Source organism: Pseudomonas sp. M1, assembly GCF_022760135.1.
Taxonomy (GTDB): Bacteria; Pseudomonadota; Gammaproteobacteria; order Pseudomonadales; family Pseudomonadaceae; genus Pseudomonas; species Pseudomonas citronellolis.
Genome location: NZ_CP094343.1, coordinates 6,676,196 through 6,694,788, shown reverse-complemented (window position 1 = coordinate 6,694,788; position 18,593 = coordinate 6,676,196). Strand labels below are relative to the sequence as shown.

14 protein-coding genes are annotated in these 18,593 nt (G+C 68.3%); 3 read left to right on the top strand and 11 right to left on the bottom strand.

Translation table 11 applies throughout. From position 1 onward, the window contains the following. Nucleotides 1-97: 97 nt before the first annotated feature. From fdhA to glyA, 7 genes are all read right to left on the bottom strand, one after another. Nucleotides 98-1,297, bottom strand: coding sequence for a formaldehyde dehydrogenase, glutathione-independent (fdhA, locus tag PM1_RS29765; protein ID WP_009614653.1), 1,200 nt, complete (start codon nt 1,295-1,297; stop codon nt 98-100). A 358-nt stretch (nt 1,298-1,655) separates the two neighbouring features. Beyond that, nucleotides 1,656-2,513, bottom strand: coding sequence for a formyltetrahydrofolate deformylase (gene purU, locus PM1_RS29760; protein WP_009614654.1), 858 nt, complete (start codon nt 2,511-2,513; stop codon nt 1,656-1,658). Nucleotides 2,514-2,568: 55 nt separating this feature from the next. After that, the gene (locus tag PM1_RS29755; RefSeq protein WP_009614655.1) at nt 2,569-3,204 is read right to left on the bottom strand and encodes a sarcosine oxidase subunit gamma; all 636 of its coding nucleotides are present in this window, start codon (nt 3,202-3,204) and stop codon (nt 2,569-2,571) included. Between the two features lie 109 nt (nt 3,205-3,313). Next, nucleotides 3,314-6,334 (bottom strand): sarcosine oxidase subunit alpha, encoded by a 3,021-nt coding sequence (locus PM1_RS29750; protein ID WP_009614656.1) that lies wholly within the window; start codon nt 6,332-6,334, stop codon nt 3,314-3,316. A 2-nt stretch (nt 6,335-6,336) separates the two neighbouring features. Further along, nucleotides 6,337-6,660, bottom strand: a complete 324-nt coding sequence (locus PM1_RS29745) for a sarcosine oxidase subunit delta (protein WP_009614657.1) — start codon at nt 6,658-6,660, stop codon at nt 6,337-6,339. 134 nt (nt 6,661-6,794) lie between these two features. Continuing rightward, entirely contained in the window at nt 6,795-8,045 is a 1,251-nt protein-coding gene (locus PM1_RS29740) for a sarcosine oxidase subunit beta (protein WP_009614658.1), read from the bottom strand. A gap of 120 nt (nt 8,046-8,165) precedes the next feature. Next, nucleotides 8,166-9,419: a serine hydroxymethyltransferase gene (glyA, locus tag PM1_RS29735; RefSeq protein WP_009614659.1), complete on the bottom strand. Its 1,254-nt coding sequence runs from the start codon at nt 9,417-9,419 to the stop codon at nt 8,166-8,168. A 387-nt stretch (nt 9,420-9,806) separates the two neighbouring features. On the opposite strand from glyA, the gene PM1_RS29730 reads away from it, so the two are divergent. Continuing rightward, nucleotides 9,807-10,823, top strand: a complete 1,017-nt coding sequence (locus tag PM1_RS29730) for a GlxA family transcriptional regulator (RefSeq protein WP_009614660.1) — start codon at nt 9,807-9,809, stop codon at nt 10,821-10,823. 56 nt (nt 10,824-10,879) lie between these two features. Here PM1_RS29730 and PM1_RS29725 read toward each other — a convergent pair whose 3' ends face one another. The 4 genes from PM1_RS29725 to PM1_RS29710 all read right to left on the bottom strand — a co-directional run bounded on the left by PM1_RS29725 (nt 10,880) and on the right by PM1_RS29710 (nt 16,102). Continuing rightward, nucleotides 10,880-12,181, bottom strand: coding sequence for an MFS transporter (locus PM1_RS29725; RefSeq protein ID WP_193427672.1), 1,302 nt, complete (start codon nt 12,179-12,181; stop codon nt 10,880-10,882). A 295-nt stretch (nt 12,182-12,476) separates the two neighbouring features. After that, nucleotides 12,477-13,688 (bottom strand): M24 family metallopeptidase, encoded by a 1,212-nt coding sequence (locus tag PM1_RS29720; protein WP_009614662.1) that lies wholly within the window; start codon nt 13,686-13,688, stop codon nt 12,477-12,479. A gap of 307 nt (nt 13,689-13,995) precedes the next feature. After that, a complete protein-coding gene (locus tag PM1_RS29715; protein WP_009614664.1) occupies nt 13,996-14,715 on the bottom strand; it encodes a GlxA family transcriptional regulator in 720 nt (239 codons plus the stop codon). A gap of 10 nt (nt 14,716-14,725) precedes the next feature. Then, nucleotides 14,726-16,102 carry an L-serine ammonia-lyase gene (locus PM1_RS29710; RefSeq protein ID WP_024128838.1) on the bottom strand — a complete coding sequence of 459 codons (1,377 nt, stop codon included), beginning with the start codon at nt 16,100-16,102 and terminating at the stop codon, nt 14,726-14,728. A 168-nt stretch (nt 16,103-16,270) separates the two neighbouring features. On the opposite strand from PM1_RS29710, the gene PM1_RS29705 reads away from it, so the two are divergent. After that, nucleotides 16,271-16,930 (top strand): hypothetical protein, encoded by a 660-nt coding sequence (locus tag PM1_RS29705; RefSeq protein WP_009614675.1) that lies wholly within the window; start codon nt 16,271-16,273, stop codon nt 16,928-16,930. A gap of 419 nt (nt 16,931-17,349) precedes the next feature. Then, nucleotides 17,350-18,399, top strand: coding sequence for a threonine aldolase family protein (locus tag PM1_RS29700; RefSeq protein ID WP_009614677.1), 1,050 nt, complete (start codon nt 17,350-17,352; stop codon nt 18,397-18,399). Nucleotides 18,400-18,593: the final 194 nt, after the last annotated feature.

Below are 18,593 nucleotides of genomic sequence, written 5' to 3'. Positions count from 1 at the left end.
CTACAGGGGAATGCGGCGCAAAAAAAGAGGGAGCCCGAAGGCTCCCCTGGAGAGAAACCGCGGCGGGGGACGCCGCGGTCGGAGCGCTGGCCGCGGCTCAGGCGGCGCGGAACAGGTTGTGCGGGTCGATGACGAATTTCTTCGGCACGCCGGCATCGAACTCGCCGTAGCCCTTGGGCGCTTCGTCCAGGGTGATGACTTCCACCCCGACGATGTCGGCGATCTTGATGCGGTCCCACATGATCGCCTGCATCAGCTGGCGGTTGTACTTCATCACCGGGGTCTGGCCGGTGTGGAAGCTGTGCGACTTGGCCCAGCCCAGGCCGAAGCGGATGCTCAGGCTGCCGTGCTTGGCGGCGTCGTCCACCGCGCCCGGGTCCTCGGTGACGTACAGGCCGGGGATGCCGATCTGGCCGGCCACCCGGGTGATGCCCATCAGCGAGTTGAGCACGGTGGCCGGGGCCTCGTGCTGCGAACCGGAATGGCCGTGGCCGCGGGCCTCGAAGCCCACCGCATCGACCGCGCAGTCCACTTCCGGCTCGCCCAGCAGGTCGGCGATCTGCTCGTGCAGCGGGGTGTCCCTGGACAGGTCGGCGATCTCGAAGCCCTGGGCCTTGGCGTGGGCCAGGCGGGTCGGGTTGACGTCGCCGATGATCACCACCGCGGCGCCCAGCAGGCGGGCAGAAGCCGCAGCCGCCAGGCCGACGGGACCTGCGCCGGCGATGTACACGCTGCTGCCCGGGCCGACGCCGGCGGTGACCGCGCCGTGGTAGCCGGTGGGCAGGATGTCGGACAGGCAGGTCAGGTCGCGGATCTTCTCCATGGCCTTCTCGCGGTCCGGCAGCTTCAGCAGGTTGAAGTCGGCGTAGGGCACCAGCACGTATTCGGCCTGGCCGCCGACCCAGCCGCCCATGTCGACGTAGCCGTAGGCGCCGCCGGCGCGCGCCGGGTTGACCGTCAGGCAGACGCCGGTGTGCTGCTCCTTGCAGGTGCGGCAGTGACCGCAGGCGACGTTGAAGGGCACCGAGACCAGGTCGCCGATCTTCATGGTTTCCACGCCGCGGCCGATCTCCACCACTTCGCCGGTGATCTCGTGGCCCAGCACCAGGCCGGTGGGCGCGGTGGTGCGGCCGCGCACCATGTGCTGGTCGGAGCCGCAGATGTTGGTGGAGACCACCCGCAGGATCACCCCGTGGTCGATCTGCTTGCCTTGCGGGTCCTGCATCTTGGGATAGGGGATGTTCTGAACTTCGACCTTACCTGGGCCGAGATAAACCACACCACGATTGCCAGACATACGCATTCCTCTTTGTCGTTGTGGGTACAAATGCGCGGCGCGGCGGCCACGCGGCTTTGCACTGGGATGTCGTCTGTTGCGCGACAGGGCCGGGGTACAGCTGGCAGCCGGCGGGTCTGTCGGTGTTGCCTGTTGCTGGTTCCCCGCGTTCGCGGGGATGACGGGGGAGGGTGGTGATTCCCCTTTTCGTCATTCCCGCGTATGCGGGAACCCAGTGGCTTTCGGGGGGAGCCTCCAAGAGCCCCTCTCCCCAGCCCTGGCTGCGCGCCCCGCTCCGAAGGGAGAGGGGGCCGTCCTGAGCGGGGCTTGGGCTCCGGCTTTTTCCTTTAGCTTCCGGCTTCCAGCCTCCAGCGGCTCTTTAAAGCACCACCGTCCGATTCGCGTTGAGGAACACCCTCCGCTCGATGTGGTAGCCCACCGCTCGCGCCAGGGTCAGGCACTCGACGTCGCGGCCCTTGGCGATCAGGTCCTCGGGGTAGTGGGCGTGGTCCACGGCCTCGACGCCCTGGGCGATGATCGGGCCCTCGTCGAGGTCGTTGTTGATGTAGTGGGCGGTGGCGCCGACCAGCTTGACGCCCTTCTGGTACGCCTGGTGGTAGGGCTTGGCGCCCTTGAAGCCGGGCAGCAGCGAGTGGTGGATGTTGATCGCCCAGCCGTCCAGCCTGCGGCACAGCTCGGGGGAGAGCACCTGCATGTAGCGGGCGAGGATCACCAGTTCCGCGCCGCTTTGCTCGATCACCTGCCACACCTTGGCTTCCTGGGCGGCCTTGTCCTGCGGGTCGAGGGCGAAGTGGTGGTAGGGGATGCCGTGCCAGCGCGCCAGGGGCTCCAGGTCCGGGTGGTTGGAAACCACCGCCGCCACGTCCATCGGCAGCTGGCCGATGCGCTGGCGGTAGAGCAGGTCGTTCAGGCAGTGGTCGGCCTTGGAGACCATGATCACCACCTTGCTGCGGTAGCCCGGCGGGGTCAGTTCGGTCTTCATCTGGAAGGGCTCGACGCGCTCGGCCAGGCTGGCGCGGAAGGCCGCCTCGTCGAAGCCGGACGGGGCGCGGAACTCCACGCGGATGAAGAAGCGCTGGGCCAGGCGGTCGTCGAAGGAGTGGTGCTCGGTGACGTAGCACTGCTGTTCGAACAGGTGGCGCGTCACCACGTCGACGGTGCCGAGCAGGCTCGGGCTGTCGGCGGTGAGGATCCAGGTATCGGGGGTGCGGCTCATGGCGTGGCTCCGGTGGCGACGCGGGAGGGCGGGCCGGGTGGCCCGCCCGCCGGGATCAGGCGGCGATCTGCAGGCCGTACTCGGCGCTGGCGTCCTGCAGCCACAGCCAGAAGTAGTCGGCGAAGCTGCGGCGCACCACCAGTTCCCAGGTGTCCTCGCCGGTGTGGCGGATCACGCACTGGGACTTGGCGAAGATGCTGCCCACCGCCTTGCCCACCGGGAAGTTGCTCGGGTGCACGTCGTAGCTGGTGGACTTCATCAGCAGCTCGCGCACCTTCGGCCCGGTGAGTTCCAGCAGGGTCTGCCCGCCGCTGACGTTGACCACCGAGTAGTGCAGGTCTTCGCCGAGGGTTTCGCGCAGTTTCTTCTCAACAGTGAATTCCTCGCCGCCGGGGACGATCAGCAGCCACTCGTCCGGGCCCAGCCACTGCAGCGAGACCTCGCCCTTGGCTACCAGGCCCAGGGCCACCGGCAGCTCCAGGCCCAGGGCCTTGTGCACGCCTTCGGCGAAGGCCGCGTCATGGGCGCTGCCGCGCAGGGTCAGGTGGCCCAGCAGCTTCTTCTCGCGCAGGGTGATGCCGGCGTTGGCGACGCTGCGGCCGGCGAGCTTGTCCAGCTCGGCGTGGTGCAGCGGGGTCTCGACTTTCACCCCGGCTTCGGGGCATTGCTGGTAGAGGTTTGCCTTGCTCATTCGTATTCACCTTGGGGCGCCGTGCGCCCTGGAATCCTGACGCCCTCCTCCTGGCGGAGGAGGGCTCGGCCTTCGCTTGCGGCTTGTCGCTTACCGCTTGCAGCTGCTCTTAATCCACATTCTGCCGTTCGCCTTTCGGGTCGTAGAACACCGAGCTGCAGATTTCCGCCTCAATCACCCGGCCGTCGACCAGGGGCGCGTAGACCTTCTCGCCCATGCGCTTGAGGCCGCCCTTGACCACCGCCAGGGCGAAGCCGTAGCCGAGGGTGCTGCTCATGTAGCTGGAGGTGACGTGGCCGACCATGTTCATCGGGATCGACTGCTGGGTGGTGAATACCAGCTGGGCGCCTTCGGGCAGCACGTCCATGGGGTTGGTGGGTTTCAGCCCGACCAGTTGCTTGCGGTCTTCGCGCAGGCAGTCGGCGCGGTTCATGCCGCGCCAGCCGATCCACGAGAAGGGCTTGGTGCGGCCCACGGCCCACCCCATGTTGAGGTCGTCCGGGGTCACCGAGGCGTCGGTGTCCTGGCCGACGATGATGAAGCCCTTCTCGGCGCGCAGCACGTGCATGGTCTCGGTGCCGTATGGGGTCAGGTCGTACTTCTTGCCGGCCTCGACTATGGCTTCCAGCACGCCCATGGCGTAGTTGGCCTGGATGTTCACCTCGTAGGAGAGCTCGCCGGTGAAGGAGATGCGGAATATCCGCGCCGGCACGCCGGCCACCTTGCCTTCCTTCCAGGTCATGAAGGGGAAGGCGTCCTTGTCCAGGTCGATGTCGGTGACCTCGGCCAGCAGCTTGCGGCTGTTGGGGCCGGACAGGGTCAGGGTGGCCCAGTGGTCGGTGACCGAGGTGAAGTACACCTTCAGCTCCGGCCATTCGGTCTGGTGGTACAGCTCCAGCCACTCCAGCACGCGGGCGGCGCCGCCGGTGGTGGTGGTCATGACGAAGTGGTTGTCCGCCAGGCACGCGGTCACGCCGTCGTCGAAGACCATGCCGTCTTCCTTGCACATCAGGCCGTAGCGGGCCTTGCCCACGTCCAGCTTGGTCCAGGCGTTGGTGTAGACGCGGTTGAGGAACTCGCGGGCGTCCGGGCCCTGGATGTCGATCTTGCCCAGGGTGGAGGCGTCCAGCAGGCCCACCGACTCGCGCACCGCGCGGCATTCGCGGGCCACGGCGGCGTGCATGTCCTCGCCGGCTTTGGGGAAGTACCAGGGGCGCTTCCACTGGCCGACGTCCTCGAACTCGGCGCCGTTCTTCACGTGCCAGGCGTGCAGGGCGGTGAAGCGCACCGGCTCGAACAGGTGGCCGCAGTGGCGGCCGGCCACGGCGCCGAAGGTCACCGGGGTGTAGTTCGGGCGGAACATGGTGGTGCCGGTCTCGGCGATGCTCTTGCCCTGGGCGCGGGCGGCGATGGCCAGGCCGTTGATGTTGCCCAGCTTGCCCTGGTCGGTGCCGAAGCCCAGCGCGGTGTAGCGCTTGACGTGCTCGATGGACTCGAAGCCCTCGCGGCAGGCCAGTTCGATGGCCGCGGCGGTGACGTCGTTCTGCGGGTCGACGAACTGCTTGGGCGCGCGAGAAGTGGGCTTCTCGTGGGGCACCTGGAACAGCGCCACGGTCGGCTCTTCGACCCGCTCGGAAGCCTTCGGCAGCTCGCCTGCGACGGCCTTGAAGCCGGCGTCCTCGGCGGCCTGGGTGCCGGCGTTGTAGCCGTCCTGCAGGTTGTCGGCGAGGCGGAACACGCCGTTCACGGCGCCTGCGCAGATGCGCTTCTGCAGGCCTTCGCCGGGGACGAAGGCGAGGATGTCCTCGCGCCACTCGGGCTTGCCGCCCAGGTGCGAGGCCAGGTGCACCACCGGGCTGTAGCCGCCGGAGCTGGCGATCAGGTCGCAGTCCAGCCAGTCGCCGGGGGCGGTGACCTTCAGGCGGATGGGGTCGATGGCGGCGATTTTCGCGCCGCTCACGCGCTTGCCGCCGCGGGCTTCGATCACCGCGCTGCCGGTGATGACGCGCATGCCGCGCTTGCGGGCTTCTTCCACCCACTCGCCGCGCGGGTTGGCGCGGGCATCGGCGATGGCCACCACTTCCAGGCCGGCTTCCTGCCAGTCCAGGGCCACGCGGTAGGCGTAGTCGTTGTTGGTGGAGAGCACCAGCTTCTTGCCCGGCGCCACGCCGTAGCGGCGCACGTAGGTGGAGACCGCGCCGGCCAGCATGTTGCCCGGCAGGTCGTTGTTGGCGTACACCAGCGGCCGCTCGTGGGCGCCGGCGGCGAGCACCACGCGCTTGGCGCGCACGCGGTGCACGCGGTGGCGCACCTGGCCCAGCGGCGCGGTTTCACCCAGGTGGTCGGTGAGGCGCTCGTGGATGGTGAGGAAGTTGTGGTCGTGGTAGCCGTTCACCGTGGCGCGCGGCAGCAGCACGACTTCCGGCAGCGACTTCAGCTCGGCCAGCACCTGTGCCACCCATTCGGCGGCGGGCTTGCCGTCGAGGGTCTCGCGGGTGTCCAGCAGGCTGCCGCCGAACTCTTCCTGCTCGTCGGCCAGGATCACCCGGGCGCCGGTGCGCGCGGCGGCCAGGGCGGCGGCCAGGCCCGCGGGGCCGGCGCCGACCACCAGCACGTCGCAGTGGCGGTTCATCCAGTCGTAGCTGTCCGGGTCGACCTCGGTGGGCGCGCGGCCAAGGCCCGCGGCCTTGCGGATGTACTTCTCGTAGGTCAGCCACATGGACTGCGGGTACATGAAGGTCTTGTAGTAGAAGCCGGGGGGCATCATCTTGCCGCCGACCTTGCCGAACACGCCCATCAGGTCGTTCTGCACGTTCGGCCAGCCGTTGGTGCTGCTGGCCACCAGGCCCGGGTACAGGGCCTGCTGGGTGGCGCGCACGTTGGGCACCTGGGTGGCCTCGCGCGAGCCGATCTGCAGGATGGCGTTGGGCTCCTCGGCGCCGGCCGCGACTATGCCGCGGGCGCGGGAGTACTTGAAGCTGCGGCCGACCACGTCGACGCCGTTGGCCAGCAGGGCGGCGGCCAGGCTGTCGCCGGCGAAGCCCTGGTATTGCTGGCCGTTGAAGGTGAAGGTCAGCGGCTTGCTGCGGTCGATGCGACCGCCACGGGAAAGGCGATTGATCTGGCTCATGTTCAGGCCTTCGCGACTGCGGGCTGGGCGGCGGGTTTCTTCTCGGCGCTGGTCACGCTGGGTTTCTCGCCGATCTTGTAGGTTTCGAGGATCTCGTAGGTCACGGTGTGGCGGGTGGCGTTGAAGTACTGCCGGCAGCCGGCGGCGTGCACCCACAGCTCGTGGTGGATGCCGCGCGGGTTGTCGCGGAAGAACATGTAGTCGCCCCACTCCTCGTCGGTGCAGGCGCCGGGGTCCAGCGGGCGCGGGATGTGCGCCTGGCCCTTGGCGTGGAATTCCTCTTCGGAGCGCAGCTCGCCGCAATGGGGGCAGAAGATGTGAAGCATGGTCTAAACCTCCGGGGTTGCCTTCCGTGGGAGGCGGGGCGCCGGCTCTTCGCCGAACCACCCTCTCCCGCCCTTCGGGCACCCTCTCCCGCAAGCGGGAGAGGGGAATCAGTTGTCGCCCTGCGGGCGAGTGTTCAATGAGCTACTGCCGCAGCACCGTGCTCGTCGATGAGCGCGCCACTGTGGAAACGTTCGATGGAGAAGGGTGCGGCCAGCGGATGCGGCTCGCCGGTCGCCAGGGTGGCGGCGAAGACGTTGCCCGAGCCCGGGGTGGCCTTGAAGCCGCCGGTGCCCCAGCCGCAGTTGAAGAACAGGTTCTTCACCGGCGTCTTGCCGATGATCGGGCAGGCGTCCGGGGTGGTGTCGACGATGCCGCCCCACTGGCGGTTCATGCGCACGCGGGAGAGCACCGGGAACATCTCGACGATGGCCTGCAGGGTGTGCTCGATCACCGGGTAGGAGCCGCGCTGGCCGTAGCCGTTGTAGCCGTCGATGCCGGCGCCGATGACCAGGTCGCCCTTGTCCGACTGGCTGATGTAGCCGTGCACGGCGTTGGACATGATGACGCTGTCGATGATCGGCTTCAGCGGCTCGGAAACCAGGGCCTGTAGCGGGTGCGATTCGATCGGCAGGCGGAAGCCGGCGAGCTTGGCCATGTGCCCGGAGTTGCCCGCGGTGACCACGCCGACGCGCTTGGCGCCGATGAAGCCGCGGTTGGTCTCGACGCCGATCACCGCGCCGTCCTGCTTGCGGAAGCCGATGACCTCGGTCTGCTGGATCAGGTCCACGCCCAGGGCGTCGGCGGCGCGGGCGAAGCCCCAGGCTACCGCGTCGTGGCGGGCCACGCCGCCGCGACGCTGCACGGTGGAACCCATGATCGGGTAGCGGGCGCTCTTGGTGCAGTTCAGGTAGGGGATTTCCTCGGCCACCTGCTGGGCGTTCAGCAGCTCGCCGTCCACGCCGTTGAGGCGGTTGGCGCTGACGCGGCGCTCGCCGTCGCGCATGTCCTGCAGGGTGTGGCAGAGGTTGTAGACGCCGCGCTGGGAGAACATGACGTTGTAGTTAAGGTCCTGGGACAGGCCTTCCCACAGCTTCATGGCGTGCTCGTAGAGCTGCGCCGACTCGTCCCACAGGTAGTTGGAGCGGACGATGGTGGTGTTGCGCGCGGTGTTGCCGCCGCCCAGCCAGCCCTTCTCCACCACCGCGATGTTGCGGATGCCGTGTTCCTTGGCCAGGTAGTAGGCCGTGGCCAGGCCATGGCCGCCGCCGCCGACGATGACCACGTCGTACACCGGCTTGGGCGTGGGCGTGCGCCACATGCGCTGCCAGTTCTCGTGGTGGCTCAGTGAGTGCTTTAACAGGCCGAAGCCGGAGTAGCGTTGCATGTGGGTGCTCCTGAAAATCTCGTGTCGCGGCGTTCTACCTGTAGGAGCGGGCCCTGCCCGCGATGCTTTCGGCCATTCGCGGGCAGGGCCCGCTCCTACGGAGCAAGGGCCGCGGGAATCTCAACGATAGACCGGGAAGTCGGCGCACAGGCCGGCGACCTGTGTGGCCACCTTGGCCTCGACGTCGGCGTCGCCCAGGTGGTCGAGCACGTCGCAGATCCAGCCGGCCAGCTCGCGGCTCTGTTCTTCCTTCAGGCCCCGGCTGGTGATGGCCGGGGTGCCGACGCGGATGCCCGAGGTGACGAACGGGCTCTGCGGGTCGTTGGGCACGGCGTTCTTGTTCACCGTGATGCCCACGCGGCCGAGGGCGGCGTCGGCTTCCTTGCCGGTCAGGCCCTGCTTGACCAGGCTGATCAGCATCAGGTGGTTGTCGGTGCCGCCGGAGACCACGTCGTAGCCGCGGTCGATGAAGACTTCGGCCATGGCCTTGGCGTTCTTGATCACCTGGGCCTGGTAGTCCTTGAACTCCGGCTCCAGCGCTTCCTTGAAGCACACCGCCTTGGCGGCGATCACGTGCATCAGCGGGCCGCCCTGGGCGCCGGGGAACACCGCGGAGTTGAGCTTCTTCTCGATCTCCTCGTTGGAACGCGCCAGGATCAGGCCGCCGCGCGGGCCGCGCAGGGTCTTGTGGGTGGTGGTGGTGACCACGTCGGCGTAGGGCAGCGGGTTGGGGTACAGGCCGGCGGCCACCAGGCCGGCGACGTGGGCCATGTCGACGAACAGCAGCGCCCCGACCTTGTCGGCGATGGCGCGGAAGCGCGGGAAGTCGAGGGTCTTGGAGTAGGCGGAGAAGCCGGCGACGATCATCTTCGGCTTGTGTTCCACGGCCAGGCGCTCGACCTCGTCGTAGTCGATCAGCCCGGTGGCGGTGTCCAGGCCGTACTGCACGGCGTTGTACAGCTTGCCGGAGGAGGAGACCTTGGCGCCGTGGGTCAGGTGGCCGCCGTGGGCCAGGCTCATGCCCAGGAGGGTGTCGCCGGCGTTGAGCAGCGCCAGGTACACCGCCGAGTTGGCCGAGGAGCCGGAGTGCGGCTGGACGTTGGCGTAGTCGGCGCCGAACAGCTGCTTGGCGCGGTCGATGGCCAGCTGCTCGACCTTGTCGACGTGCTCGCAGCCGCCGTAGTAGCGCTTGCCCGGGTAGCCTTCGGCGTACTTGTTGGTCAGCCCGCTACCCTGGGCCTGCATGACGCGCTTGCTGGTGTAGTTCTCCGAGGCGATCAGCTCCAGGTGGTCTTCCTGGCGTTCTTCCTCGGCGGCCATGGCGGCGAAGAGTTCGTCGTCGTAGCCCTGGATCTGGTCATGCTTGCTGAACATCGCGGTCTCCGTGCGACAGGCGCGTCGCTTGTGGGTGGAGGCTGCCCTGACCGCCCGCGCCGGGAGCCTGGCAGGGCTCGGCGCGAAGGGATCGGTATTAGCCAGTTGCAATCGATTGTGCGCAATAGCCAGCCCCCCCATTTGCCTGTTTGCGACGTCAAAATGCCCAAACCTACCCGCGCGCTGCACCGCCCGTCCCTGCTTCGTCTGCGCCGGGCCCGCGACGGCCGCGAAGGCGTCGGCGCGACATCGCCAAGGGTGTAAGCTGGAGGCCGCCAGCGCCCCCGGCGCATGTCGCAGAAGAACAAGAAAAGCAGGCTGTCCTGACTGCCGTCGCCCCGCCCCGCGGAAAACGCCGTGCCAGCCAGCGCAGTGGAGGTATCGATAATGCTCAGCGCTGTCCCGACCAACGGTCGCGAACACCAACCCGACGCCGTTGCGGCCACCGCCACCAGGACCTTCGGCTTCCTGCTGGTGCCCAACTTCACCACCATCGGCTTCGCCTCGGCGGTGGAAACCCTGCGCATGGCCAACCTGGCGGCGCACCGGCCGCTGTACCGCACCCTGCAGATCGCCGCGGACCTGGAGCCGGTGCGCGCCAGCAATGGCATGCGCGTGGTGCCGGACCACGGCATCGACGAGGTGCCGCGCCTGGACGCGCTCTTCGTGGTCGGCTCCAACCCCATCCCGGCCAAGTGCGACCGGCGCCTGCTCGACTGGCTGCGCAAGCTGGCCCGCCAGGGCGTGCCGCTGGGCGGCATCTGCACCGGCAGCCACCTGCTGGCCAGCGCCGGGCTGCTCAAGGACTACCGCTGCACCATCCACTGGGAAGACATCGAGCAGCTCAAGGAACGCTTCCCCGGCATCGTCATCTCCAACCAGCTGTTCGAGCTGGACCGCGACCGCTACACCTGCTCCGGCGGCACCGCGGCCATGGACATGACCCTGCAGCTGATCGCCCGCGAGCCGGGCGGCGTGGAGATCGCCACCCGCGCCGCCGAGCTGCTGCTGTGCGACCGCATGCGCGGCTCCCGCGAGCAGCAGCGCATCCCCCTGCGGCAGAAGCTGGGCAGCGCCCAGCCCAAGCTGAGCCAGATCGTGGCGATCATGGAGGCCAACCTGGAGGAGCCGCTGGAGCTGGACGAACTGGCGCAGCTCAACGAGGTGTCGGTGCGCCAGCTGGAACGCCTGTTCCACAAATACCTGCAGCGCACCCCCAGCCAGTACTACCTGGAACTGCGCCTGAACCGCGCCCGCGACCTGCTGTTGCGCAGCGAGGCGCAGATCCGCGAAATCGCCCTGTCCTGCGGCTTCACCTCGCCGGCGCACTTCTCCAAGTGCTACAGCCGCTTCTTCGGCTGCTCGCCGCGCGGCCAGCGCAAGCAGAGCCCACTGGGGGCCTGAAACGCGAAAAGCCGTGCCCGGGGGCACGGCTTTTCGTTACGGATGGCGCGGCTGCCTCAATCCTCCATCGGCCGGTGCGCCGTCTCCCGTACGCAGAGCATCGCCAGCAGCGCCACCGCCGCCGCGGCCACCAGCATCCAGGCCGGCGCCAGCTTGTTGCCGGTGAGGCTGATCAGCCAGGTGGCGATGAACGGCGCGGTGCCGCCGAACAGAGCGTTGGCGGTGTTGAAGCTGAAGGCGAAGCCGGTGTAGCGCACGCGGGTGGGGAAGATTTCCGCGAGGAAGCAGGGCAGGGTGCCGTCGTTCATCGCCAGCATCAGGCCGAATCCGATCTGGATCAGCAGGATGAAGGCGAAGCCCTGGTTGCCCAGCAGGCGGAACAGCGGCACGGTGAGCGCCAGGAACAGCAGCGAGGCGGCCACCAGCATGGTCTTGCGGCCGAAGCGGTCGGACAGCTTGCCCATCAGGAAGATGAAGCCGATGTAGGTGGCCAGCGACACGGTGGAGGCGAGGAAGGAATCGCTCTCGCTCATGCCCATCTCGGCGGACAGGTAGGTCGGCATATAGCTGAGGATCAGGTAGAAGGCCACCGCGTTCAGGCAGGTGGCGCCCACGGCCACCAGCAGGTGCTTGCGGTGGGTGCCGAACAGCTCGCGGATCGGCGCGCGGTGCTGGCCCTGCTTCTGCTCCATGGCCGCTTCCATCTCGCGGAACTTCGGGGTATCGGCCAGGTGCAGGCGGATGTAGCGGCCGATCAGGCCCAGGGGCGCGGCCAGCAGGAAGGGCAGGCGCCAGCCCCATTCGTGCAGCTGGGCGCTGTCCAGGTGGGTATACAGCTGGGCGGCGAACAGCGAACCCACCAGCAGCCCGGCGGCGGTGCTGGCCGGCACCAGGCAGGTGTAGAAGCCGCGCTTGCCTTCCGGGGCGTACTCGGCGAGGAAGGCCGAGGCGCCAGCGTATTCGCCCGAGGCGGAGAAACCCTGCACCAGGCGGATGGCCAGCAGCAGCCCCGGCGCCGCCAGGCCGGCCTGGGCATAGCCGGGCAGCAGGGCGATGCAGAAGGTCGAGCCGGACATGATCAGGATCGACAGCGACAGCGCGTTGCGCCGGCCGAAGCGGTCGCCGATGTGGCCCCAGACGATGCCGCCGATGGGCCGCACGATGAACGACAGGGCGAACACCGCGAAGGTGGCCAGCAGGCCGGAGACCTTGTCGGTCTGCGGGAAGAACACCACGGCGATGACTGCCGCCAGGTAGCCGTAGGCGGCGTAGTCGAACCACTCGACGAAGTTGCCCATGAAGGCCGCGCTGGCGGCCCGGCGCAGGACGCGGCGTTCCTCGGAGACGGGGGCGTTCATGGCGCTTCGGCCGTAGGCCAGGGGTTGCTGGGAGAGGCTCATTGTGCGCCTCCCGCCGGTTGGGCGCAGTGTTGCGCGGGGGTGTCGGGAGCGCCGCTGGCGCCGTGCGTGAAGGTGACCATTGCCCATACCTCTGTTGTTATCGAAATGGAAGTTCGGCAGCGGGTAAGTCGTGGCTGGCGCGGATACGCCCGGCGCAGCCTCTTGTTCTTATCGGTCGTGGCACCGCCCCGGGGCGGTGGTGCTCGTTCTGCAAGCGAAGAAGCCGCGTGCTGTGCGCACGCGGCTCCCGAGGTCATTTACGGATGATGTTGCGCTGCGGCCCGTAGGGGAACCGGGTGATGTTCTCGGCGCCCTGTTCGGTGACGATCAGGATGTCGTGCTCGCGGTAGCCGCCGGCGCCCGGCAGGCCCTCGGGGAGCATGATCATCGGCTCCATGGAGACCACCATGCCCGGCTCCAGCACCGTGTCGATGTCCTCGCGCAGCTCAAGGCCGGCCTCGCGCCCGTAGTAGTGGCTGAGGGTGCCGAAGGAGTGGCCGTAGCCGAAGGTGCGGTATTGCAGCAGGTCGTGTTCCAGGTAGATCTCGTTCAGCTCACGGGCGATGTCGCAGCAGCGCGCGCCGGGCCTGATCAGCTTCAGGCCGGCCTCGTGGACCTTGACGTTGACCTCCCACAGGCGCAGGTGCTCGTCGGAGCAGTGGTCGAGGAACAGGGTGCGCTCCAGGGCGGTGTAGTAGCCGGCGATCATCGGGAAGCAGTTCAGGCTGAGGATGTCGCCCTTGTTCACCTTGCGCGAGGTCACCGGGTTGTGCGCGCCGTCGGTGTTGATGCCGGACTGGAACCAGGTCCAGGTGTCCATCAGCTCGCCGTCGGGGAAGCGCTTGGCAATCTCGCGGATCATGGCCTGGGTGGCGTGCAGGGCCACTTCGTATTCCGGCACCTGGTCGTGCAGCGCCTCGACCACCGCGGCGCCGCCGATGTCGGCCACCTGGGCGCCGTGGCGGATGATGGCGTGCTCTTCGGCGGACTTGATCATGCGCATGCGCATGCAGGCGGCGGCCACGTCCACCAGCTCGCCCTCGGGATAGCGGGCGGCGAGCTTGTCGCGGTTCTGCAGATTCAGGTGGTCGAACTCCACGCCGATGCGCCGGGCCTTGGGCAGGGCCTGCTGGATGGCGGCGAAGTAGTTGTCGCGCTGCCAGTCGGTGTAGACGATGTTGTCGGTGCCCTGGGTGCGGCGCCAGGGCTGGCCGCCGTCGATGTTGGCGCTGATGCTGACCACAGCGTCCTGGGTGACCACCAGGGCGTAGGGGCGGCCGAAGGAGCAGTAGAGGAAGTCGGAGTAGTAGTTGATGTTGTGGTAGGAGGTGAAGACCGCGGCATCGATGCCCGCCTCGGCCAGGTGGGCGCGCAGTCTGGCCTGGCGGTTGGCGTATTCCTGCCCGGAGAAGGTCGGGCGGACCTTCTGGCCGTTGCGGATGCGGATCGTCTGGGGCATTTGCATGGCGTTCTTCCTCGCTGCTTCTTGTCGGTCGACGCGCCTTTCTGGCCCGTCGTTGGAAGGCATTGCAGCAGAAGGCCGGGGCGCTCTTTTGCACGAATCCGACCCGAACTTGGACGTATCCGCTCGGCCCGCGCCGGGGCGCTCTTCGTAGGATGGGTTGAGCTTGCGAAACCCACCGCCATGGCCTGATGGGTATCGCAAGCTCAACCCATCCTACGGGGGTGTTTCTCGGTGTCGTGGGCGCAAAAAAAGAGGCCCGCAACGTGCTGCCGACACGTGCGGGCCTGTGGTGCAACCGGGGAAAGGGCTAGTGCAGCGCTGCCTGGCGCCGCTCCTGGGTCGGCGGGCGGCCGAAGTGCTCGCGGTAGCAGCGGGTGAAATGCTGCTGGCAGGGGAAGCCGCAGGCCCGCGCCACCTCGGCCAGCGGCCGGGCGCTGCCGCGCAGCAGCTGGCGGGCGTGGGCCAGGCGCAGGCGCTGGTAGTAGCGCGCCGGCGTGCATTGCAGGTAGCGCTGGAACAGGCGCTCCACCTGGCGCCGCGACAGGCCCAGGGTGGCCGCCAGCTGCGGCATGCCCAGGGGCCGCGTGAGGTGCGCGCGCATCAGCGCGATGGCGCGCTGCAGGCCGGCATGGGGCGGCGTGGAGGCCTGGAGGGTGCCCAGGCTGCGTTCGTCGTCGAGGATGGTGCGCACGGCCTGGGCCAGCGCCGGGCCCTGGCTGCGGCCGATCAGTTGCAGCAGGGCGCTGGCGCAGTCGCCCTCGCCGCTCGCCGGGCGGCAGCCTTCCGGGCCGCAGAGCAGCAGCAGGTCGGCCGGCGGGCGCTGGGCGAGGCTGGCGTCGCAGTTCACGCACAGGCCGCTGCTGGCCCTGGCGGGGCCGCCGTCCAGACTCAGCAGGGCCCAGACGGCGCAGCTGGCGCCGGCCAGCAGGTTGGCCTGGCGCAGCGGCTCCAGGGCCAGCGCCAGGGCGAACAGGTCGAAGCCGTCCTGCAGCAGGAAGTTCACGTGGGCCGGGGCGGTGTCGTGCATGGCGCTCTCCTCAGCACTCGATGATGCTGACGGCCAGGCCGCCGCGGGAGGTTTCCTTGTACTTGTCGTGCATGTCGGCGCCGGTGTCGCGCATGGTGCGGATGGCCTGGTCGAGGCTGATGAAGTGCTGGCCGTCGCCACGCAGGGCCATCTGCGCGGCGTTGATGGCCTTCACCGCGGCGATGGCGTTGCGCTCGATGCAGGGCACCTGGACCAGGCCGCCGACCGGGTCGCAGGTCAGGCCCAGGTTGTGCTCCAGGCCGATCTCGGCGGCGTTCTCGACCTGCTCGGGGCTGGCGCCGAGCACTTCGGCCAGGCCGGCGGCGGCCATGGCGCAGGCCGAGCCGACCTCGCCCTGGCAACCGACTTCGGCGCCGGAGATGGAGGCGTTCTTCTTGCACAGGATGCCCACCGCGGCGGCGGCGAGGAAGAAGTCCACCACGTCCTGCTCGCTGGCATCGGGGTTGAAGCGCATGTAGTAGTGCAGCACCGCCGGGACGATGCCGGCCGCGCCGTTGGTGGGCGCAGTGACCATGCGCCCGCCGGCGGCATTCTCCTCGTTGACCGCCAGGGCGTAGAGGTTGACCCACTCCATGGCGCTGAGGGTGGAGCCGATGACGTTGGGCTTGCCGATCTCCAGCAGGTTGCGGTGCAGGCGGGCGGCGCGACGCTGCACGTTGAGGCCGCCGGGGAGGATGCCCTCGGCCTTGAGGCCGTTGTTCACGCAGTCCTGCATGGCGCGCCAGATGCGCATCAGGCCGTCGCGGGTGTCGGTGTCGCTGCGCCACATGCGCTCATTGGCCAGCATCAGCTGGGACACGCGCAGGTTGTGGCGGCGGCACAGCTGCAGTAGCTCGGCGGCGCTGTTGAAGTCATAGGGCAGGCGGGTGGCGTCCTGGTCGAGACTGCCGGTGGCGGCCTGCTCGGCATCGACGACGAAGCCGCCGCCGATGGAGTAATAGGTGTCGGCGTACAGCTCGGCGTCACCCTCGTAGGCGACCAGGCTCATGGCATTGGGGTGGTAGGGCAGGTTCTCCTCCAGCAGGCGCATGTCGCGCACCCAGTCGAAGGCAATGCGCCGCTCGCCGGCCAGGAGCAGTTCGCCGCTGCCAAGTAACTCGGCCATGCGCGGGGCGATCTGGCTGGGATCGATGCGGTCGGGCCATTCGCCCATCAGGCCCATGATCACGGCGCGGTCGGTGCCGTGGCCGACGCCGGTGGCGGAGAGCGAACCGTAGAGCTTCACTTCGACGCGGTCGACGCGGGGCAGCAACTGGCGCTCGCGTAGGGCGCCGACGAACAGGGCGGCGGCGCGCATGGGGCCAACGGTATGCGAGCTGGAAGGGCCGATACCGATCTTGAACAGGTCGAACACACTGATGGCCATGCCGGGGGCTCCTCGAATGGCGATGCCGCTGCCGCCGATTCTCGGCTGCCTGGCCGGGGAAAAGATGTCCGCTCCCGACCTGAAAATGCACCTGGCTGCCACCGGGCCACTGCTGCGCGCCGCGCCGCCCGCGGCTAGAATGCCGCCACTGTCAAACCCGAGGACGCCATGAAACGCTCCCTGATCCTGCTCAGCGCCCTGATGCTCGGCGCGACCCTCCACGGCTGCGGCGGTGGCGACGACAAGGCCAAGGCCGAGAAGGCCGCGGCCGCCGCGGTACCGGCCGACAGCTGCACCGGCCACCCGCTGGAAAAGGCCCTGCCGCCGAGCAAGGAAATGTACGGCTACCCGTTCATCTCCCGCGAATGCGGCTACAACGACGCCAAGCTGGTGTACGGCACCGCCGACGGCAGCCGCCACCTGGAGATCAGCCTGATCGACACCGGCATGCCGGCGCCGGCCCAGGATGCCAACAGCGAGCAGGCCATCGCCTACCGTGGTGCGCAGGACAAGCTGCGCGACATGACGCATTCCAGCCTGACGCTGCTGAACAAGACTCGCGAGACCGCGATCAAGAATGGCACCGCCGACAAGTTCGGTGGCGACGACTATCTGCCGGTGATCGACACCACCCGCATGGGGGATCCCCTGGGCATAGTCGCGCCGGCCAAGGGCGAGGCGGGTGAGTCCAGCCTGACCGGGCTGATCAAGGGGCGCTACGTGCTGACACTGAGCAGCCCGGACAAGCCCAATGGCGGTAGCACCCAGTCCATGCGGCAGTTGTTCGTGCCTATCGTCGAGCAGATGAAGTTGACGGCGTTGCCCTGATCGACTGCCTGGGCTCCCGGCCACGCCGGAGGCCCAGGTGGCACGAATGGCCCCATTCGCGAGCCGTCGTAGGATGGCGTTGAGCGAAGCGATACCCATCACCGCGACCGCATGGGTTTCGCCAAGGCTCAACCCATCCTACGAAAAGCACCTCGGCGCAGCCGGCAAGACAGTCGCTTGCACGGGCGTAGGAGCGGACTTTGTCCGCGATTGGATTCCCCCAGCCACGCCGAACAGCCCCCACCGTAGGATGGCGTTGAGCAGCGATACCCATCACCGCGACCGCATGGGTTTCGCCAAGGCTCAACCCATCCTACGAAAAGCACCCCGGCGCAGCCGGCAAGACAGTCGCTCCTACAAAAGCTGCGATTTCGCTACGCTGCCTGTGGATGACTTTTATCTTCCCGAGGCAGCTTTCGATGTTCGACATTTCCCAGCAATTCGCCAGCGACAACTATTCCGGCATCTGCCCGGAAGCCTGGGCCGCCATGGCCGAGGCCAACCGCGGCCATGAGCGGGCCTACGGCGACGACCAGTGGACGGCGCGCGCTTCCGACCACTTCCGCGAGCTGTTCGAGACCGATTGCGAGGTGTTCTTCGCCTTCAACGGCACCGCCGCCAACTCCCTGGCCCTGGCCGCCCTGTGCCAGAGCTACCACAGCGTGATCTGCGCCGAGACCGCCCACGTCGAGACCGACGAGTGCGGCGCCCCGGAGTTCTTCTCCAACGGCTCCAAGCTGCTGCTGGCGCGCACCGACGAGCAGGGCAAGCTGACCCCTGCGGCGATCCGCGAGATCGCCCTGAAGCGCCAGGACATCCACTATCCCAAGCCGCGGGTAGTGACCCTCACCCAGGCCACCGAGGTCGGCACCGTCTACCGCCCGGACGAACTGGGCGCGCTGAGCGCCACCTGCCGCGAGCTGGGCCTGCACCTGCACATGGACGGCGCGCGCTTCTCCAATGCCTGCGCCTTCCTCGGCGCCACCCCGGCGGAGCTGACCTGGAAGGCCGGCGTCGAGGTGCTGTGCTTCGGCGGCACCAAGAACGGCATGGCGGTGGGCGAGGCCATCCTGTTCTTCGACCGCGAACTGGCCGAAGGCTTCGACTACCGCTGCAAGCAGGCCGGCCAGTTGGCCTCGAAGATGCGCTTCCTCGCCGCGCCCTGGGTCGGGGTGCTGCAGGATGACGCCTGGCTGCACTATGCCAACCACGCCAACCAGTGCGCACGCCTGCTGGCGCAGCGGGTGGCCGACGTGCCGGGCGTGCAGCTGATGTTCCCGGTGGAGGCCAACGGGGTGTTCCTGCAGATGTCCGAACCGGCCCTGGAAGCCCTGCGCCAGCGCGGCTGGCGCTTCTACACCTTCATCGGCGCCGGCGGCGCGCGCTTCATGTGCTCCTGGGACACCGAGCTGGAGCGTGTCGAGGCCCTGGCGCAGGACATTCGCCAGGTAATGGGCGCCGTCGCCTGAGTTGTCCACCGAATCTGTCGAAAACCCTGTGCGCAGCCTGTGGCCGGGCTGTGCGCAGGAGGCTGGCATATCGTGTGCGGACCATGGCGGCGGAGCATTCGTCACCGTAGCCCTGGGTCTGGCCATACTGGCTGAACATCGTGGTATCCGTGCGGCGCACATTTGCGACACGCCTGTCGCTGACGAAACGGCGT

Excerpts from the sequence above, each read along its gene's own strand:
- fdhA (WP_009614653.1), bottom strand. The coding sequence starts at position 1,297 with ATGTCTGGCAATCGTGGTGTGGTTTATCTCGGCCCAGGTAAGGTCGAA.
- purU (WP_009614654.1), bottom strand. The coding sequence starts at position 2,513 with ATGAGCCGCACCCCCGATACCTGGATCCTCACCGCCGACAGCCCGAGC.
- PM1_RS29755 (WP_009614655.1), bottom strand. The coding sequence starts at position 3,204 with ATGAGCAAGGCAAACCTCTACCAGCAATGCCCCGAAGCCGGGGTGAAA.
- PM1_RS29750 (WP_009614656.1), bottom strand. The coding sequence starts at position 6,334 with ATGAGCCAGATCAATCGCCTTTCCCGTGGCGGTCGCATCGACCGCAGC.
- PM1_RS29745 (WP_009614657.1), bottom strand. The coding sequence starts at position 6,660 with ATGCTTCACATCTTCTGCCCCCATTGCGGCGAGCTGCGCTCCGAAGAG.
- PM1_RS29740 (WP_009614658.1), bottom strand. The coding sequence starts at position 8,045 with ATGCAACGCTACTCCGGCTTCGGCCTGTTAAAGCACTCACTGAGCCAC.
- glyA (WP_009614659.1), bottom strand. The coding sequence starts at position 9,419 with ATGTTCAGCAAGCATGACCAGATCCAGGGCTACGACGACGAACTCTTC.
- PM1_RS29730 (WP_009614660.1), top strand. The coding sequence starts at position 9,807 with ATGCTCAGCGCTGTCCCGACCAACGGTCGCGAACACCAACCCGACGCC.
- PM1_RS29725 (WP_193427672.1), bottom strand. The coding sequence starts at position 12,181 with ATGAACGCCCCCGTCTCCGAGGAACGCCGCGTCCTGCGCCGGGCCGCC.
- PM1_RS29720 (WP_009614662.1), bottom strand. The coding sequence starts at position 13,688 with ATGCAAATGCCCCAGACGATCCGCATCCGCAACGGCCAGAAGGTCCGC.
- PM1_RS29715 (WP_009614664.1), bottom strand. The coding sequence starts at position 14,715 with ATGCACGACACCGCCCCGGCCCACGTGAACTTCCTGCTGCAGGACGGC.
- PM1_RS29710 (WP_024128838.1), bottom strand. The coding sequence starts at position 16,102 with ATGGCCATCAGTGTGTTCGACCTGTTCAAGATCGGTATCGGCCCTTCC.
- PM1_RS29705 (WP_009614675.1), top strand. The coding sequence starts at position 16,271 with ATGAAACGCTCCCTGATCCTGCTCAGCGCCCTGATGCTCGGCGCGACC.
- PM1_RS29700 (WP_009614677.1), top strand. The coding sequence starts at position 17,350 with ATGTTCGACATTTCCCAGCAATTCGCCAGCGACAACTATTCCGGCATC.